This window comes from Pseudomonas sp. BIC9C, from assembly GCF_034541995.1.
Taxonomy (GTDB): domain Bacteria; phylum Pseudomonadota; class Gammaproteobacteria; order Pseudomonadales; family Pseudomonadaceae; genus Aquipseudomonas; species Aquipseudomonas fluorescens_CC.
In genome coordinates this window covers 229,007-246,257 of the sequence record NZ_JAWDGM010000008.1, presented here as the reverse complement: position 1 = coordinate 246,257, position 17,251 = coordinate 229,007, and the positions used below count along the sequence as shown (strand labels likewise).

Annotated in this window: 15 protein-coding genes and 3 pseudogenes; 3 read left to right on the top strand and 15 right to left on the bottom strand. The window is 56.0% G+C overall.

Annotated features, from left to right (window positions below; all coding sequences use genetic code 11):
• Positions 1–123 precede the first annotated feature (123 nt).
• On the bottom strand, positions 124–1,014 hold the full coding sequence (locus tag RS887_RS28760) for a DMT family transporter (RefSeq protein ID WP_322618051.1): 891 nt from the start codon (positions 1,012–1,014) through the stop codon (positions 124–126).
• Between the two features lie 207 nt (positions 1,015–1,221).
• On the opposite strand from RS887_RS28760, the gene RS887_RS28755 reads away from it, so the two are divergent.
• The gene (locus RS887_RS28755) at positions 1,222–2,127 is read left to right on the top strand and encodes a LysR substrate-binding domain-containing protein (RefSeq protein WP_322618050.1); all 906 of its coding nucleotides are present in this window, start codon (positions 1,222–1,224) and stop codon (positions 2,125–2,127) included.
• On the opposite strand, the gene RS887_RS28750 is transcribed toward RS887_RS28755, so the two are convergent.
• On the bottom strand, positions 2,128–3,558 hold the full coding sequence (locus RS887_RS28750) for an aldehyde dehydrogenase family protein (RefSeq protein ID WP_322618049.1): 1,431 nt from the start codon (positions 3,556–3,558) through the stop codon (positions 2,128–2,130).
• Positions 3,559–3,570: 12 nt separating this feature from the next.
• Positions 3,571–4,611 (bottom strand): homoserine dehydrogenase, encoded by a 1,041-nt coding sequence (locus RS887_RS28745; protein WP_322618048.1) that lies wholly within the window; start codon positions 4,609–4,611, stop codon positions 3,571–3,573.
• A gap of 361 nt (positions 4,612–4,972) precedes the next feature.
• Between RS887_RS28745 and msrA the strand changes: the two genes are divergently transcribed.
• A complete protein-coding gene (gene msrA, locus RS887_RS28740; protein WP_322618047.1) occupies positions 4,973–5,479 on the top strand; it encodes a peptide-methionine (S)-S-oxide reductase MsrA in 507 nt (168 codons plus the stop codon).
• Between the two features lie 156 nt (positions 5,480–5,635).
• Here msrA and RS887_RS28735 read toward each other — a convergent pair whose 3' ends face one another.
• The 8 genes and pseudogenes from RS887_RS28735 to RS887_RS28700 form a co-directional block, all read right to left on the bottom strand.
• Positions 5,636–6,073, bottom strand: coding sequence for an Lrp/AsnC family transcriptional regulator (locus RS887_RS28735; protein WP_111286445.1), 438 nt, complete (start codon positions 6,071–6,073; stop codon positions 5,636–5,638).
• Positions 6,070–7,458: a threonine synthase gene (gene thrC, locus RS887_RS28730; RefSeq protein ID WP_322618046.1), complete on the bottom strand. Its 1,389-nt coding sequence runs from the start codon at positions 7,456–7,458 to the stop codon at positions 6,070–6,072. The genes RS887_RS28735 and thrC overlap by 4 nt, the downstream gene beginning before the upstream one ends.
• Positions 7,459–7,476: 18 nt before the next feature.
• Positions 7,477–8,367: a LysR substrate-binding domain-containing protein gene (locus RS887_RS28725; protein WP_322618045.1), complete on the bottom strand. Its 891-nt coding sequence runs from the start codon at positions 8,365–8,367 to the stop codon at positions 7,477–7,479.
• Between the two features lie 51 nt (positions 8,368–8,418).
• Complete coding sequence (locus RS887_RS28720) at positions 8,419–9,855, bottom strand: amino acid permease (protein ID WP_322618044.1); 1,437 nt, start codon at positions 9,853–9,855, stop codon at positions 8,419–8,421.
• A 136-nt stretch (positions 9,856–9,991) separates the two neighbouring features.
• Positions 9,992–11,260, bottom strand: coding sequence for a cystathionine gamma-synthase family protein (locus RS887_RS28715; RefSeq protein WP_322618043.1), 1,269 nt, complete (start codon positions 11,258–11,260; stop codon positions 9,992–9,994).
• 460 nt (positions 11,261–11,720) lie between these two features.
• The gene (locus tag RS887_RS28710) at positions 11,721–12,116 is read right to left on the bottom strand and encodes a GFA family protein (protein WP_322618042.1); all 396 of its coding nucleotides are present in this window, start codon (positions 12,114–12,116) and stop codon (positions 11,721–11,723) included.
• Between the two features lie 99 nt (positions 12,117–12,215).
• Positions 12,216–12,989, bottom strand: a complete 774-nt coding sequence (locus RS887_RS28705; protein WP_322618041.1) for a ParA family protein — start codon at positions 12,987–12,989, stop codon at positions 12,216–12,218.
• 136 nt (positions 12,990–13,125) lie between these two features.
• Positions 13,126–13,689: pseudogene (locus RS887_RS28700) on the bottom strand (substrate-binding domain-containing protein); the annotation flags it as partial.
• Between RS887_RS28700 and RS887_RS28695 the strand changes: the two are divergent.
• A pseudogene (locus RS887_RS28695) lies at positions 13,683–13,841 on the top strand (cation:dicarboxylate symporter family transporter); the annotation flags it as partial. The pseudogenes RS887_RS28700 and RS887_RS28695 overlap by 7 nt on opposite strands.
• A gap of 179 nt (positions 13,842–14,020) precedes the next feature.
• Here the strand turns inward: RS887_RS28695 and RS887_RS28690 are convergent.
• The 4 genes and pseudogenes from RS887_RS28690 to RS887_RS28675 all read right to left on the bottom strand — a co-directional run bounded on the left by RS887_RS28690 (position 14,021) and on the right by RS887_RS28675 (position 17,224).
• Positions 14,021–14,461: a CBS domain-containing protein gene (locus RS887_RS28690; protein WP_322618040.1), complete on the bottom strand. Its 441-nt coding sequence runs from the start codon at positions 14,459–14,461 to the stop codon at positions 14,021–14,023.
• Between the two features lie 528 nt (positions 14,462–14,989).
• Positions 14,990–15,172 (bottom strand): annotated as a pseudogene (locus RS887_RS28685) (histidine/lysine/arginine/ornithine ABC transporter ATP-binding protein); the annotation flags it as partial.
• Positions 15,173–15,207: 35 nt separating this feature from the next.
• Positions 15,208–15,996, bottom strand: coding sequence for an ABC transporter substrate-binding protein (locus RS887_RS28680; RefSeq protein ID WP_322618039.1), 789 nt, complete (start codon positions 15,994–15,996; stop codon positions 15,208–15,210).
• A gap of 58 nt (positions 15,997–16,054) precedes the next feature.
• Positions 16,055–17,224 carry a M20 aminoacylase family protein gene (locus RS887_RS28675; protein WP_322618038.1) on the bottom strand — a complete coding sequence of 390 codons (1,170 nt, stop codon included), beginning with the start codon at positions 17,222–17,224 and terminating at the stop codon, positions 16,055–16,057.
• Positions 17,225–17,251: the final 27 nt, after the last annotated feature.

Genomic DNA, 17,251 nt, shown 5'->3' with positions numbered 1-17,251 from the left:
GCAGTCGACCAATTTCAGCCAATGCTGACCGGCAACTATGGGTTTTGGCTTCGCCCAGCGCAGCTTTGTCGAAAGAAGCGAAGTGTTGCGTCTGTCTCTGAACTGAGCCATGAGCGGACGTTCCTAGCGCTGCCGAACTGGCGTCTGGATCACATACACGCCAACGAGAATTGCGCTCATCGCCATCAAATCCATTGCTCGCAGCCCCTCCCCAACAAGTATGCCGATCAGCAGCGCCACCACCGGTGGCAGGTACGTCACTGTCGAGGCTTGCACCGCTCCCATCCGCTGTACGATGAAGTAGTAGAGGACATACGCGATCCCGGTGCCGGTCAGTCCAAGACCGAGGACGAGTCCGCTCAAGGCGACGCCACTCTGGCCGATGTTGCTCAAGCCCGAATAGGGCGTCATCAGCGCGAGAATGAAGAGCGCCAATCCGACCTGATATGTGGACAACGCGAGGGGCGCGATTTCCAGGTTCGACATGAATCGCCTGGCATAGACGAACGAGCTTCCGAGACTGAGCGACCCCAGGATCATGTAGCCCACGCCCCACGGATCGAGCCCGCCAGTACCGGTGCTCCAGGGGCGAGCGATCAACAGCACACCCAGGAACCCCAATACCACGCCGACGATCTTTCTGACGTTTATCGACTCTTGCTTCAGGAACAGCGTCGTCAGCACAAACGTAAAAAGCGGGATGGCACCGCTGAGCATGCCGGCGACACTGGATGGCAGCAGCGCGGTCCCCTTTGCGAAGGCGTAGTAATACAACACGGTCGCCAATATCGACATGACAAGGAAGTGGGGCCAGTGACGCAGGTGTTGCTTTTGCAGGACGCCGCGATAAAGCGCGAGCGCCAGAATCGGGAAGAAACCGAACAGCACTCGCAGGAACACGATCTGGATAGGACTGATCAGTTCGGCCGCCCACTTCATGAAAATGAAATTGCTGCCCCAGATCAGGCCCAGAGATGCGAACGCGAAAATGGCAGGGCGCTCTATCGTTGTCATGCTCGACTCCATTGGGTTGGCAGCCTGCGAAGGTCGCTCTGGGCGACGTAAGACGGTGCCTCAACAGCTTGGCGTACAGGTACAGACACTGCGTATTCATGCCTTACTGCCGTGGATGGCGATTGCCAATGGGATAGACATTAGGCCCTTCACTCTCCAACGACTAGCCTGTAGATTCGCAAGGAATCCTTTCACAGGTGAGAGACCATGGACCGACTCGAAGCCATGACCATCCTGGTGGCCGCTGTAGAAGCTGGCAGTCTCTCCGCCGCCAGCCGCCAGCTCCGTATCCCCCTCGCCAAAGTCAGCCGCCGGGTCTCGGACCTTGAAGAGCACTTGGGCATGCGCCTGCTCCTGCGCGGCAACCGCAAACTTGTTCTGACCGATGCAGGGCATGACTACGTCGCCTCATGTCGGCGGATCCTGGAGGCGATCGCGCAAGCCGAGCGAACTGCATCCGGCGAATATCATGCACCGCAAGGGGAGTTGACCATCAGCGCGCCCGCGATCATGGGCCAAATGCATGTTGTGCCCGTTGTCGTGGAGTTTCTCCGAGCCTATCCGGACATCCGTGTGCGCTTGCAACTGACCGATCGGAACGTGAACCTCCTGGAGGAGCACGTCGATCTCGCTCTACGCTTCGGCGAACTGCCCGACAGCAGCATGATCGCCACGCGTGTCGCGTTGCTTCGACAGGTGCTGTGCGCGAGTCCCGCTTACCTGGAAGCCCGCAGCACACCGACGACGCCCGATGATCTTGAATCGCATGACTGTGTGACGTACGAAGGTTTCTGGACCGGGAACTATTGGGCTTTCGGTACAAACGCAATTGCGCAGGCGATCCGTGTCTCCTCGCGGCTCGTCGTAGACTCATCCGAGGCGGCGATCATCGCCGCAACAGCCGGGGCAGGAATCGCACGAGCATTGTCGTATCAGGTGGATAAGCTAGTTGAATCGGGCGCGTTGGTAACCTTGCTGGAGGCGTATGAACCTGCGCCCATGCCCGTCAACCTGCTCTATCCCAGCCAGCGCCAAGTGCCTCTGAAGTTGCGCGCTTTCCTGGACTTCTCGGTTCCGCGATTGAGGGAGCGGCTCGGCTACCAAAGTGCGTAGTCAGCCATACCGTGAATCCAGCTCGTTGATGCAGACGACTTTAGGCTGCGTCATGTCCTCATACGCAAATCGAACACCTTCGCGCCCCAAACTTCCGTACTTGAAACCACCGAAAGGCATGGCATCGAAACGATAATCGGAAGAATCATTGATCATCACGCCACCCGCTTCAATCCGACGCGCCAATTTCAAGGCCTTGGAAAGATCACGTGTGAAGATTCCCGCATGCAAGCTGTACTCAGGAGCGTTGGCCAGAGCAATAGCGTCTTCCAGGTGGTCAAAAGGCTCCAGGATAACCACCGGCGCGAAGACTTCCTGCTGCCAAATCGTACTGCTGTGCCTCACATGTTCAAGCACGGTTGGCGCATAGTTTCCCCCATGGCGATGGTGCCCACACAGAAGAACGGCTCCCTCGGCCAGTGCTTCATTTACCAATTGTTCGGTACGACGGGCCGCCAGTTCCGTAATCATCGGCCCTACATCCGTTGCTCGCTGATCAGGATCACCCACTACCAAGGCGCGTGTTTGGCTGACAAAACGCTCACGGAAGTCCTCATAAATTGAACGGTGTATAAGGATGCGTTGAGTGCCGATGCAATTCTGCCCTGCTGCCCAAAAGGCACCAGACACACAGGACTCCACGGTCGGTTCGATATCACAATCTTCAAGCACAAGAACCGGGGCATTTCCTCCCAGATCCATGGCCAGCTTCTTCAACCCGGCACTACGAGCAATGGCCTCACCCGTGGCAAAACCACCCGTAAAGGAAATCATCCGAACTTCGCGAACCTCCACCAATGCTTTACCCAAGTCGACGCCACCAGTAGCCGGGGTAATCACAGAGGGTGGAAGACCCGCATTCACCAAGCACTCAACGAGCTTGAGAGCAGACAACGGCGCAAGTTCCGAGGGTTTCAGAATCACGGCATTGCCACCGGCGATTGCCGGGCCGAGTTTATGGGCGACCAAATTCAGTGGATCGTTGTAGGGAGTGATCGCGACGATAAGCCCCAACGGTTCCCGTGTGAACCAACCTTGACGCGACTCCGATCCTTCATAAGCCCCAAATGGAATCACTTCCCCGGCGTTACGACGCGCCTCTTGCGCTGACAGCTTCAGCGTGTTCACACATCGCTTCACTTCCTTCTCTGCTTGTCGCAGCGTCTTCCCCGCCTCCGCAACAATGAGTTTGGCAAACGCTTCAGCCTCAAGCTCTACACGTCGGGCCGCCTCCTCAAGAATGCGTGCACGCAGGTGACGAGGCATTGCCGCACTCTCACGCACGCCGATTCGCGCGCGTTCCAGCAAGCCAGGAACCGCGGCGGCATCGAGGCAAGGGACGCTCCCTACCAAATGACCATCGAATGGACTGAACACATCAATCTGTTTGGCTTCAACAAGCTGGATACTGGCCATGCTGGATACGCTCATCACTATCTCCTGTTATTTGCCGTGGGCGGTGTGGATGGCGACGATGTCCGACAGCAATGCGAAGGCCGTCTCGATACGCCCTGCCCCAGGCCCGGACACCGTGACAGCTCCCAGCAGTTCGGTATTGAATGACACTGCATTCGTAGCACCGCTGATTCCGGCAAGAGGATGTGAGTTCGACAGTAACCGGGCTTCCACACTCGCTCGAACCGAGCCATCTGCTGCACGATCGGCTGAGCCAATCAGTTTCCAGCTCGCGCCATTGGCACTTGCCTGGGCAATATCTTCCGCGCTGATATTGCTGATCCCCGAGCACGCTACATCGCTGACATTCAGTCGTGCATTGAGCAGTTCGTTGGCCAGGATCACCACCTTGAGGCGTACGTCAAACCCTTCCACATCGGCGGTTGGATCTGCCTCGGCGTAGCCGAGCTGTTGCGCTTGTACGACGGCATCGTTGAACGCCAGGCCGTCTTTCATCTGGGTAAGCACGTAGTTGGAAGTGCCGTTCAGGATGCCTTCGAAGCCTTGCACGCTGGCACCCGCCAAGGCCTGCTTGGCCAGACGAATAACGGGGGTGCCACTCATCACCGCTCCCTCGTATTCGAAAGCGACCGGGTTGCGACGAGCCAACGCTTTGAGCTCGGCACCGTGCAGCGCAATAGGCCCCTTATTGGTGGTCACTACATGAATGCCGCTTTCCAGGGCCCAGCGGCAAAAGGTCGTTGCAGGCTCGCCATCCACCGGATTGGTAAAAGTGGCCTCAGCGATGATGTCTGCACCGGAATGCTTGATCACGGTTTCGTTGAAGGCCTCAGCATTGCCGCCGGGCAGTTGAGCGAATGCGCCTTTCTCAACCGGCAGCGCAACCAACTGCTTTGCATCCAGACCGTCTTTAGCAACGATTGAGCCGAGGAACAGATCGGTGACACCGACAATTTTGATAGTGAAGCCCAGGGCCTCTTTCCACTGGGCATTACGATCGGCGACCAATTGGGCGAAGCCACGGTTCACGCCACCAAACCCTACCAAGGCAATTTTGTACTCGGTCATAAACGCTGTTCCTATATTGATGTTGTTCGATAGGAACATCCTAAGAGCCGGGCTTTGGCAGTTGAATATGGCAGAGTGCTGTATTAATTGGGCGTTTTGCCCAAGCACGATGTTGTCTGCGAAATTGCACTTCACATGATGACCCTCTTGCATTCGACCTGACCATCGATTGCATCGGGTTTGACCAGCACGCTTCGTAACCATGATCGGCAAAGAATTGCCCATTGCCACCGGTAGCGGCGACAGGCAGAAAGCGGCCAGAAGCGATCATTCCAGTACTGTTTGCACGAAACCTTGGAATTGGCCAATACGCCCTCATAACAATGGCTATACCCAACGTCCCCGAGAGGAAGGACAGACCATGACCAGTCAAACCGAAACTGCCATTCTCGCCGGCGGCTGCTTCTGGGGCATGCAGGATCTGCTACGGCGTTATCCCGGTGTGCTGCACACACGGGTCGGTTATACCGGCGGCGATGTGCCGAATGCCACCTATCGCAACCATGGCAATCACGCTGAAGCCATCGAGATCGTCTTCGACCCTGTCGTGATCACCTACCGGCAGATTCTTGAGTTCTTCTTCCAGATACACGATCCCAGCACGGCCAACCGTCAGGGTAATGATCTTGGCCCCAGCTATCGTTCAGCGATCTACTACCTCAGCGAACAGCAACGCGACATCGCCGAGGACACCGCTGCCGATGTCGATGCTTCACACCTGTGGCCAGGCCGGGTAGTCACCGAAATCGAACCGGCGGGGCCTTTTTGGGAAGCGGAGCCAGAGCACCAGGATTACCTCGAACGTATACCGAATGGCTACACATGCCACTTCATCCGCCCGAACTGGAAGCTTCCCAAGCGCGCCTGAGAGTCGCGTTTGCGAGATGCAGAGGTGCCCGCCTCTGGCCGCTAGCTGCCTTTTGCGAAAGGCAGCTTCGGGTTGTTCTCTGAGGGTCAAGACTACGAAGCGTGCTGGTCAAGTCCGCTGCAAATGGCGGGTCAGGTCAGTGCAATTACTCAGCTGTCAAAACACCGCGGAAAGGACGAACGATGTCACGGTGTTTTCCACCCCTGGCATCGCCGCGATCTCCTTCCAAACGAGATGGACACGTTCAGGTGTGGCGGCATTCACACGCAGCATTAAATCGAACTCACCACTGAGTACTTCACATTGCACGACTTCGGGAATGGAGCGCAGCGCAGTCAGTACTTCTTCGCCACGCATGCGGTCGTAGCGGTAGACGAAGATCACCGCGCTGATAAGCGACGTAGGCCGCCGCGACTCACCGAGTCGTACCGTATAGCCCTGGATCGCACCGTCGCGCTCAAGACGCTCAATGCGCTGGCGCACCGCATTGCGCGACAAGTTGATCTTGGCACCCAGTTCGATATGGGCTATTCGCGCATTGGCGGTAAGTTCGGCCAGTATGCGTTCGTCCAACGGATCCAGAATGCGCTTCATGCAGGCCTCTGCTGCGCCAGACGAAGAGCCTGGCACAGACCGTCCAGATCGCCCTTGGCCAGGTACGGTGGTTGCGCGCGCACCTCGACAGTGCTCGGAGTGCTTGCTTGCCAGACGCCCAGCTCGGCCAACAGCGCCGCCGACTTGGCCGGCGCAATTTGCCCGAAGGTGACCATCGGCGCGCCCAGGCTGCGTCGATGAAGCCGGCCGGCCAGTACACCGACAGCGGTGTGAGGATCGATGGCCGAGCCTGTCTCTCGGAACAGCTCGACTACTTCATCGCGCACCTGGGATTCGTCTACCGCATAGGAATCGAAGAGTACTCGTGCACGCAGCCATTGCTGGTTGCCGATGCTCATTTCTCCGCAACTTTCAAAATGCTCCATCAGCGCTTTTGTTGAGCAGCCATCGTGCTCGTAAATCTCCCAGATAAACCGCTCCAGGTTGGAAAACAACGAGAAGTCCATCGCCGGCGACACTGTTCGATTAGTCATCCGGGTGGAGTAGCGATTGCAATGAAAAAACTGGTGCAGGGCATCATTGCTGTTGGTGGAAATGATCACCTGATTGATGGGTAATCCCATTTTCTGCGCAATGTAACCGGCATAGATCTCGGCCGAGCCGGCAGCTGGAACACTAAAGCCAACGGGACGCGTGCCACCGCCCAGTTGCAAGGCTGCGTGGAAGTAAAAAACGATCTGGGCCAGGACGCCGATCCAATTGGTCGAGTTGAAACAGACCGGCAACACTCCGTCCAATGGCCACTCACGCAAGAGTCGGGAGACCAGTGTCTGGCAATCATCGAAATGACCGTCAACCGGAAACAGCTGAACCCGCTGCGGGTCGGCTGCCTGCAAGGCACTGAGTTGCCCAGGCGCAAGCCCGTCGCGCGGATACAGTATCGCCAAGCGGGCGGCCGGGCAGTTAGCAAAGGCTTCAAGCGCCGCGACGCCGGTATCACCGTTAGTTGCACCGACCACCAACGCTTCTTTACCGACCTCCTCCAGAAAATGTTCGACCAGGCGCGACTGCAATTGCGCGGCGAAATCCTTGGAAGAACCGGTCGGGCCATGAAACAGCTGGAGTATCCACTCGTTATGCCCGATCTGCTCAAGCGGCGTAATAGCGCGGTGCTTGAATTGTTGATAGCTGTCACTGAGCAAGGCACGCAGGGTGCTTTCGTCTATGGAAGAGCCGACAAAAGGCGAAACCACTCGCCAAACCAACTCATCAAACGGCAGCCACGACCAGCTGGCAATCTGTTTCTCGGTGAAGACAGGCAAACTGGCCGGGACATAGAGACCACCATTTTCGGCGAGCCCCGACAGAACCACACTGCGAAAATCAGCACGCATGTCGCCGCCGCGAGTGCTTACATAATGCATGACAACTCCAAATCAGTTTTACAAAAGGCGATGGGCTTGAGCCACCAGCCAGGTAGAAAAATTTGCGGCATCAGGCGATAGCACTTCGTTCTGTTCGTGCACCAGATAAAAGGATTCGCTTGCCTCGATTCGATGATTGAATGGCGCAACCAATTGCCCACTCTTAAGCAAATCCTCGACCACGGAAGACCGTGCCAGCGCAACGCCCTGCCCCAACTCGGCCATACGGATCGTGGAAATCAGCGTGTCAAACTGAAGGCCACGGGAATAGTCGACGTCGTCTGCTCCAACTCGCTTCAACCAGTAACCCCAACCTTCTTCGTAACCCAACACGTGAAGCAGGGAATGGTTCATCAAGTCGCGAGGCTCATGTATGGGTGAGCTGGCCATGAGCTTTGGAGAGCAAACAGGCTGAAGGATGTCCCAAGTCAATCGCTGAGCGTGCAAGCCCGACCACTCACCGCATCCCCAGCGAATCTCCAGGTCATCCTCGCCGTCCGGTTCTTTCACCCAAATATTGCTGATATATCGAATATCAATCTGGGGAAACTCCCGACAAAAATCAGCGAGTCGGGGGGCCAACCAATAGTGAAGAAAGGAAAGGCTGCCGCGCACCTTCAAATGTCTTCGATTACGCTGGCCGAAAATCTCGTTTGTGCCGACTGCCAGGCGACTGATCGCATCTTGTACGACAGGCAGGTACGACTGCCCTTCCTCGGTCAAGCCAAGCCCTCGAGGCAGGCGCTTGAACAGCGCCACACCGAGGTGACTTTCTAACTGACGGATCTGCTGACTCACAGCTCCTTGAGTCAAATGGAGCTCTTGCGCCGCATGGGTAAAGTTTAAACAACGCGCCGATACTTCGAATGCCCTCAACCAATTCAAGGGTGGTAGTGACTTTTGACTCATCGGCGCAACCTCATCAGGACTTTATCTATGCGCAATCATTGCCTGAGAAATTCACGCGGTGCTAGAGGAATGAGCGGCTGCGGCTAAAGCCAACCGCTCTGCTCTCTTGTTTCGAGTGATCCAGTAAACGAAATAACACCACGCGATAAAGGGGAGTCCGAAGTAAAGCGCCACTCGCTGCTCAGGATCAAAAGCGATACCCACACAGGCCAGCAGACAACACAACAGTGCACCGATCGGCACCCATGGATAGCCACGCACACGGAAATGCAGGTCTTCAACTCGTCCACCATTAGCGACGTATTGACGACGGAACGCGATCTGGCTTGCCGCAATGCTCATCCACACGACTACGACCGCCAGCCCGGAAATGGACACCAAGGCCAGGTAAACCGTATCAGGGGCAAACACACTGCTGAGCAGAGAAGCCACTGCGCCCGCCATACTAAGCACGATGGCGTTCACCGGTGTGCCCCGACTGGAGAGCCTGGCGTAGCGCTTAGGCATATGTCCTTGATCGCTCAATGTCCACAGCATGCGCGATGCGGCATACAGCCCCGAGTTAGCGGCGGAAATCAGTGCCGTGAGAATGACGAAGTTCATAATGTCGGCAGAGTATGGGATGCCAATCAGCTCAAACACCATCACGAACGGACTTTCTACCAGCCCCGCTTGTTCTCGTGGCAGTAACGTCGCAAGGACGAAAATTGTCCCCACGAAGAACAGCGCCAAACGTACCACTGTCGTGCGGATTGCCTTGGGCACGCTAGTTTGTGGATCTTGCGCTTCACCTGCCGCAATCCCGATCAGCTCGGTTCCGGAAAATGCGAAGGAAACAGCCAGGAGAGTCATTGCAATGGGTAAGAACCCGGTGGGGAAAAGTCCCTCACGTGTGAAGTTGGAAAGTCCCGCCCCCTGCAAACTCTGTACTTGAAAAAGACCGAAAATTGCCGCTCCGCCGATCACAATGAACGTGATAACAGTCAGAACCTTAATCAGCGAAAGCCAAAATTCAGTCTCTGCAAACAACCGAACAGAGACAACATTGCTCAAGAAAACTGCAATGGCAAACAGCGCACTCCAGATCCAGACCGGTGTGTCGGGAAACCACCGAACCATCAGTATGCCCGCAGCTGTAAATTCTGAACCGATAGCTACTGCCCAAGTGAGCCAGTAAAGCCAGGCCACTGTATAGCCTGTGCCTGGGCCCAGGTATCGCGTTGCATAGCTACTGAAAGATCCGGTTTCCGGCATCTGTACAGCCAACTCACCGAGACAGACCATGACTAAATACACCATCACTGCACCGATGATGTAAGCGATCACTGCACCGAGTGGCCCTGCCTGATTAACCGTGTAACCGGAAGTAAGGAATAACCCAGTACCGATCACACCGCCCAGTGCCAACATAACGATGTTGCTGGTTTGCATTGCCTTTTTGTATCGCGAGGTTGGATCGGGCTGATTATCTTCGATATTCGTGGACATAGTTTTATTCTCATGAAATGTTCGGACAAACGCCTTGTAACCGGCTTTTGGGCAGTACAATTTTGTCGTCGCTGGATTTTATTATTTTCATTCTTCATGAAGGGCTTAAGATGAATATCGAAAGTCCTGCCCGTATTCAGGCGCCTACCTCAATGAAACGTTGGGCACTGTCAGCGTGAAGGCTTGCATCACCTTGTTTACTTCGCACTGACGCGAAGGCTTGTTTCAGGTCAGCCAATAAATCTGCTGAATCTTCAATACCTACGGACACTCGAACCAAACCTTCGGAGATTCCAAGTGCCTGACGTTCTTCCAAGGTATTTTCTACGTGACTGGTCGTTCGAGCCGGCCCATAGATAGTCTCGACAGCGCCCAAATTACCCGCCCGATGCGCATATCTGAGCAGTGGGAGCAAACGAGTCACTGTGTCCATGCCTCCTTTCAGCACGAAGCTGACGATGGCTCCGAATCCGTTCATTTGCGATCGAGCGATGTCATGACCTGGATGTTGAGGCAACCCCGGATAGTTCACAGACTCGACCAGCGGCTCGGTACAGAGGTACTCGGCCAAAAGCTTCGCGCTCGCCTGTTGCTGGCGAAGACGCAGAGCCAGAGTCTTGATACCTCGGATGATTAGATACGCCGAAAAAGGATCCAGCGAGGCACCATTGATTTCGCGGTAATGGCGAACTTGAGACATCAAATGCTCGGCGCCGCAGACCACACCACCGAGCACATCACCATGACCGGACAGGAATTTGGTCGCGCTGTGCACAACCACATCAACGCCTAAAGCGAGCGGATTCTGATTCAGAGGCGTCGCGAATGTATTGTCCGCAACAACCAAAGCGCCCACTTGCTTCGCCGCTGCCACAAGGCGTCGAATATCAACGATTTTCAGCGTTGGGTTCGTGGGTGTTTCCAGGTACAGGACGCTGCAACCTTTAGCGATCTCCTGCTCAAGTGCCACAGTGTCGAGCGTATCGCAAAGGGTTACCTCCACACCCATGCGAGGAAGAAACTCCTCAAAAATTTTGTTCGTACCACCGTAGCTGTCACGTGTAGAGATCACACGCTGCCCATAGGACAGGAAGGTGTGTAGTACACCGCTGATTGCGGCCATTCCGGTACTGAAAGCTACAGCCGACTCTGCGTTTTCGAGCTCACAGAGTTTATCTTCCAGGACGGAGACAGTGGGATTGCTCATCCGGCTGTAAATGAAACCGGGCTCCTTTCCCAATGCCACGTCATACCACTTATCGATATCGTCATAGCCATAGGCGGCACTGACCACGATGGGTGTCTGGGTCGCATTGTAGGGATGTTGAACCTGCTCTCCTCCCCATACGACTCGAGTCCCCATCCCGACCTCTGAAGCCTGGACGGTGCGTTTCTTGTTTTCCATAAAGTTGTCTCGCATCAAGGGAAACACAACCGTGTTCCAAGTGGGCTTGGGAGGACTATATGGAAGGCTCATGCTTGTGAAAAATCATGATATCCGGGAGTAAGGGGTGCTTTTTTTAATGGCTGGATGCGAGTTACAGAGTGTCAAACCGTTACCAGCTGAGAGTGCCTCACCAACATTGCGCTGCAAGACATGACGAGCTTGAGTGTGCCGCACCAGAGCACCATGGAGTTGTAGAGATGAGCCCAATGACTCCTGACGGTGGATGCTTTGTAGTCAAAGGGCAGTTGTAGCGCTACAGCAACCCTTCGCTGACTGCTGATGTTCGATTGCGGCTCGTTGATGAACTCATGGCCGCGCGTCGTGAGGTAATGGGCCGAAGCTTTGTAAGCGTCCGGCGAAGTCGCCTACCCGTTCCCAGCCATAAGGGCGATGGCGATATGTCCAAGCAAATTTTCCATTATCGATCAGGCTGCCATTGCGAATATTTGGGTAGACCTTCCCCATCCAGCCACGCCACGTCCTGCTCCGTCCAGATGTGATACTCGGGCCTGGAGCCAGGCTCCTCGTCTAACGTAGCTACGCGCACGATCATTGCGGCTGAGCCGATACGTTCAGCTGCAAGGTGCGATCCGCAGTGGGAGCAGAAGTGTCGAATCTTGCCGGGAGATGACTCGAAAGCCCTCAATACATCGAGGCCGCGAGTCCATCTGAAATGCTCTCTCAGCACTCCAGCCGTGGAGACATAGGCAGCAGCATGGGTCTTCCGGCAGGTAATACAATGACAATGGCTGATAGGCATATCAATGCTGTCGATCTCATACCCTACAGTTCCACAAGCGCAGCTTCCTTTCATTCATCCTCCGGCTTCGTCACAGTGCGAAGATTATGACCACCCTCGTAAACCGAACCATACGGGCCTCAAGGGTCTTCAATCAGCCAGGTTCTCTATGTCCTAAGCGGCCCGCTCCAAGGCATCCAGCAAACCAAAAAACTCCCGTGAAAGCTTATGCCGAGGAGCCAAGTGGACGATGGGTACTGATACCTCGTGAGACTCGCGCATCTTGACGGAGCTGCTCAGGTAAACCGGCAGCACAGGCAAACCTTCTGCCAACAGCTCATCAACGAGATTCTGGTGCAAGCCGGTATGCCCGGTGAACTGGTTGACCACCACCCCTTCCACTATCAGGGATTCATTGTGATCAAGACGCAGCTCCTCAACCTGAGCGATGACGCGATACAGCGCCTGGCGAGAAAAGCTGTCGCAATCGAATGGGATCAGCAGACTGTCTGCAGCTACCAGCGCACTGAATGTGTAGAAGTTGAGTGACGGTGGTGTATCGATATAGATGCGCTCATAGTCCTCGGACAGTTCAACCAGAAGCTTGCGCAGCTTGTTGATCTTGTATTTGGACTCGAGCTTTGACTGGAGGTCAGTCAGGTCGGAGCAAGCAGTCACCAAGTGAAGGTTATCGTAAGAGGTCTCAGTGATGACCACTCGATTCCTTCTGCCTTCGAAGCCGCCGGATAGTGTCTGTTTGAAAAAGTCAGCGATGCCCGCTGGAATGCTCTCGTTGATCAGCCCTGTCAGGTAGTGCGTCGAATTTGCCTGGGGATCGAGATCAACCAGCAGTGTTCGGTACCCTTCGGCAGCACTCGCTGCGGCTAGATTGCAGGCAATGCTGGATTTTCCAACGCCCCCTTTCTGATTGAACACAACACGACGCATGGGGTTTTCTCATCCATGAAAAAGGCCGAAGGCCGACTTGAGGAAATGTAAGCTCTCGTGTCAATTCTATGACCGTATTATTACAGTATTGCGACAAAGACCAAGCCGTTCGAATGCCAACTCCTTGGCACTGCGCTTAAAGCAACAAACGAGAAAAATCGCAGCATTGCAGCGCCAACTGCGCCACGTTTTGATTCAGCCCAAACTGTCGATCCGTACGGTACAGAGCGGCATAGCGAATTCGTGGTAATCCTGGAGTCGTGACCAACGCGCGCAACGCTCCACGCTCGATCAAGTGGGACAGGCAAGCCTTGGGCAGGTAACTCACGCCGACCCCGGACAAGGTCAGCCCGACCTGCACCAGCAAGTTATGGCTGGTGATTGTCTTGGGCATCTGCACGTTATGCGAGGCTAGCCAACGCTCATAGATCAAACCAGTGCCGGACTGAGAGCCTTGGGTCAACACAGTGCAATTGGCCAAGACTTCGAGACTGACCGGATCCGGGGCGCAAATCAGACTCGGGGCACACATCCAGGCATTCTCGACACTTTTCAACGGCGTACTTACGAATCGAGCATCGTTGTAGACGTCGGGAACGATGACCAGATCGAGCTGATCATTTTCCAGTTTGCGAAACAACTCACTGCTCAGTTCCACCGACGGTTCGATCTGCACTTTGGGGTAGGCCTGGCGCAGCGCTGCCCACTGCCGGACTGCCACTGGAGGGCATTGCATTTATTGCCGGGGTCTACCGGCTCATGGAAATGCCGACGACCGCGCTGAACGTACTTGGCAATGCCTTGGCACCGTTGGTGATTGCCAAATGGGAGGCCGCGCTGCGCACTGTCTGAAGGCTACGCCCGCCTGAGCTTAAGAAATCCTGCCTTGGGCACTGTCTACATGAAGTGCCTGAGGCTTCTCTCAAATACCTGCATCAACGACGCCCTCACCACTTGGTAAACCTGACTCACTGTCATAAATTGTCGCAGCGATGCCTATGAGCCCTGCATCCGCCTTACCCCAGGTCGCTTCAATGTCCACGGATATAGTGTTCCAGTTGCCGGATCAGGTCGGCCTGCTCGACGATGGCTTCTTTCACCAGATCACCAATCGACAAGAGGCCAATCAGTTGATCACCCTCTACCACCGGTAAGTGGCGCAGATGACTGTCGGTCATGACCACCATGCAACGCTCGATGCTCTGCCGACTGTCTGCCGTCACGACCGGCGCGCTCATGATGGCCCTGACCGGCGTACCGACCGAAGAGCGGCCCAGCAGAACGACCTTGCGTGCGTAGTCGCGTTCGCTGACAACGCCAACCACCCGCCCCTCTTCTATCACGGCTAGAGCCCCCACATTCTTTTCAGCCATCATCTTCAGCGCTTCAAACACCATCTGATCTGGTGCGATGCCATGCACGTGCTGGTTTTGCATGGCCTTCAGTTTCAGCAATTGTGCGGCTGTTTTCATACACGCCCCCAAAACCCATTACGGTTAAAAAAGCAAAAAAAAACGCCTGAAACCCTTCGGTTCCAGGCGCCTTTGCCTGTTCTTTTGCAGTGTTAAAACCAGACTTCCCTGCCTGATGCACCAGTGATACCCATGGCCTGCTCGGCCAATCGATCGTCGTTGACCGAGGGGGCTGTCCTGAGGAATACGTTCCAGGTGAATCCGATGTGAGCCTTGCAGCCTTTGTGCCAGTCGGCAGCCGAGAGACTGATCCTGTGTGCAGTCCAGGCTCCCGGGCTGGAGATGATTGTCACGGCGACTGCGATCCAGGCGAGTTTCAGCAAGGGTGAGCAGACTTCCCAGGAAAGCGAATTGCCAAGGGTGCAAATCGAGACGCTTGAGCTAATGGAGGCGAAAGTCCATTGTGCCGCTTCCGTCTGGTGCGCGTTGCTATGCATAGCGCTTTAAAAAAGTGCATGTACCGGTTGTAGTGGTCTCCAGCTAACCAGCACCAGATGGTGGTCCCGACAGCCAGCGCAGCACTTGGCGTTACTTGAGGCTCCCCGCCAGAAACTGCTGCAAGCGCTCACTGCGGGGATGCTCCAGAACACTGCCCGGCGCGCCCTGTTCTTCCACCGGCCCCTGATGCAGAAAGATCACGCGGCTGGACACCTGCCTGGCAAACGCCATCTCGCGGGTGACCACCACCATCGTCCTGCCTTCTTCGGCCAGTTAACGAGCGCCCTGCTCAACGAATCGGCCGTGGGTTACTTGGCACCGTAGACGTCAAAATCGAAGTACTTGTTGTTGATCCGCGCGTAAGTCCCGTTGGCGAGAATGGTTGCCAGGGCTTTGTTCAAGTCTTCGCGCAAGGCGACATCGTTCTTGCGCAGACCGAGGCCATCACCCACGCCGAAGAAGCCCGGATCATCCAGGGTGGCACCGGCAAACTCATAGTCTTTGCCCTCCGCTGTTTTCAAGAAGCCGTAGCTGGCTTGTATGGAACCCTGCAACGAAGCATCCAGTCGCCCCACTACCAGGTCGGCGTACACCTGATCCTGATTTTGATAGGAAAGAATGTCGACGCCTTTGGAACCCCACACCGCTTTGGCGTAGGACTCCTGGGTCGAGCCCTGCTCCACACCAATGCGCTTGCCCTTGAGCGATTCGAGGGTAGGCTGTAATCTCGATCCACGTTTGGCCACCAGGCGTGCCGGTGCATTGGACACCTTGTCGGTAAACGCAATCTGTTCCAGGCGTTTGGGGGTGATGGTCATCGAAGACGCCACCGCATCGAACTTGCGCGCCAGCAGTGCCGGGATCATCCCGTCCCAGCTGCTTTCCACCCAGACGCATCGGGCCTTCAGTTCGGCGCAGAGCGCCTCGGCGATGTCGACCCCGAAGCCGGTCAGCGTGCCATCCTGATTCTTGTACTCCAGCGGTGGATACGTTGGGTCCACCCCCAGTCTCAACACTTTGCCAGACCAGTCGGCTGCACCGGCCAGGCTCGATGCCGTCAGGAACACCAGGGAAACGGCTGCAATCATCTTGTTCATTTTTATTCCTCTCCAGGCTGCAGATTTTTACCAAAATGACGCGCAAAAAAGCGCCGTCTCAACACAGAAAACGCTCGACCAACTTGACCCAGTAGCTCGCGCCCACCGGCAGGCAGCCGTCGTTGAAGTCATAGCCGGGGTTGTGCAACAGGCACCCGCCCTCTCCCTCACCGTTGCCGATCACCAGATAACTGCCGGGGCATTTTTCCAGGACAAAGGCAAAGTCCTCACTGGCTGTGAACGGCCGCAAGTCATCGATCAGGTGCTCCTCTCCCAGCCAGTCGCGGGCGACTTCACGGGCGAATGCAGTGTGTTCGGGATCGTTGATCAACACCGGATGGCAATGCTGATAATCGATGTGGGCCTGAGCACCGAAACTCGCGGCCTGGCCCTGGACCAATTCAGTGATTCGAACCTCCAGCAAGTGGCGAATCTCGGGGGTCAGGGCGCGCACGCTCAGGCTCATGTCGGCGCTGGACGGGATGACATTCGAGGCGCTTCCGGCATGCAGGGAGCCCACCGTGATAATCGCCATCTCCTGCGGATTGACATTGCGCGAGACGATGCTTTGCAGGGCCATCACGATCGAGGCACAAACCACCACGGGGTCGACGGCTTTGTGCGGCACCGCTCCATGACCGCCATTGCCGATGATTCTGATGTTCACGGTGTCGGCAGACGCCATGAACGGCCCGCTGTAAAAACCCAAATGCCCGACGGGATAGCCCGGCACGTTGTGCATGGCGAAGATCGCGTCACACGGGAACCGTTCGAGCAACCCTTCCTCGAGCATTTTCCTGGCACCGCCCAGTCCTTCTTCCGCCGGTTGGAAAATCAGCTGCAGCGTGCCCTTGAACGCCCGTGTCCGGGCAAGATACTGCCCTGCCGCCAGCAGGATTGCCGTATGGCCGTCGTGGCCGCAGGCATGCATGACGCCGTCGATCCGGCTGGCATAGGGCAAACCGGTGGCTTCCTGTATCGGCAACGCATCCATGTCGGCGCGCAAACCGATGCACCGGCCCTCACCATTTTTCAGGGTGGCAACGACCCCGGTCTTGCCCACGCCGGTGCTGACCTCAAAGCCCCACCGGGTCAAACACTGCGCGACCCGCTCGCTGGTGGCGAACTCTTCAAACCCCAGTTCAGGGTGCGCGTGAATGCTGTGACGTATCGCGATCATTTCATCTTGTATCGCGGCAATACCAGGCAGGACCAGGCCGGCATTCATGGGTGTTCTCCTTCGACAGGGTCTGAG

Coding starts and splice junctions, on each gene's coding strand:
- RS887_RS28760 (WP_322618051.1), bottom strand. CDS start 1,014: ATGACAACGATAGAGCGCCCTGCCATTTTCGCGTTCGCATCTCTGGGC.
- RS887_RS28755 (WP_322618050.1), top strand. CDS start 1,222: ATGGACCGACTCGAAGCCATGACCATCCTGGTGGCCGCTGTAGAAGCT.
- RS887_RS28750 (WP_322618049.1), bottom strand. CDS start 3,558: ATGAGCGTATCCAGCATGGCCAGTATCCAGCTTGTTGAAGCCAAACAG.
- RS887_RS28745 (WP_322618048.1), bottom strand. CDS start 4,611: ATGACCGAGTACAAAATTGCCTTGGTAGGGTTTGGTGGCGTGAACCGT.
- msrA (WP_322618047.1), top strand. CDS start 4,973: ATGACCAGTCAAACCGAAACTGCCATTCTCGCCGGCGGCTGCTTCTGG.
- RS887_RS28735 (WP_111286445.1), bottom strand. CDS start 6,073: ATGAAGCGCATTCTGGATCCGTTGGACGAACGCATACTGGCCGAACTT.
- thrC (WP_322618046.1), bottom strand. CDS start 7,458: ATGCATTATGTAAGCACTCGCGGCGGCGACATGCGTGCTGATTTTCGC.
- RS887_RS28725 (WP_322618045.1), bottom strand. CDS start 8,367: ATGAGTCAAAAGTCACTACCACCCTTGAATTGGTTGAGGGCATTCGAA.
- RS887_RS28720 (WP_322618044.1), bottom strand. CDS start 9,855: ATGTCCACGAATATCGAAGATAATCAGCCCGATCCAACCTCGCGATAC.
- RS887_RS28715 (WP_322618043.1), bottom strand. CDS start 11,260: ATGGAAAACAAGAAACGCACCGTCCAGGCTTCAGAGGTCGGGATGGGG.
- RS887_RS28710 (WP_322618042.1), bottom strand. CDS start 12,116: ATGAAAGGAAGCTGCGCTTGTGGAACTGTAGGGTATGAGATCGACAGC.
- RS887_RS28705 (WP_322618041.1), bottom strand. CDS start 12,989: ATGCGTCGTGTTGTGTTCAATCAGAAAGGGGGCGTTGGAAAATCCAGC.
- RS887_RS28690 (WP_322618040.1), bottom strand. CDS start 14,461: ATGAAAACAGCCGCACAATTGCTGAAACTGAAGGCCATGCAAAACCAG.
- RS887_RS28680 (WP_322618039.1), bottom strand. CDS start 15,996: ATGAACAAGATGATTGCAGCCGTTTCCCTGGTGTTCCTGACGGCATCG.
- RS887_RS28675 (WP_322618038.1), bottom strand. CDS start 17,224: ATGAATGCCGGCCTGGTCCTGCCTGGTATTGCCGCGATACAAGATGAA.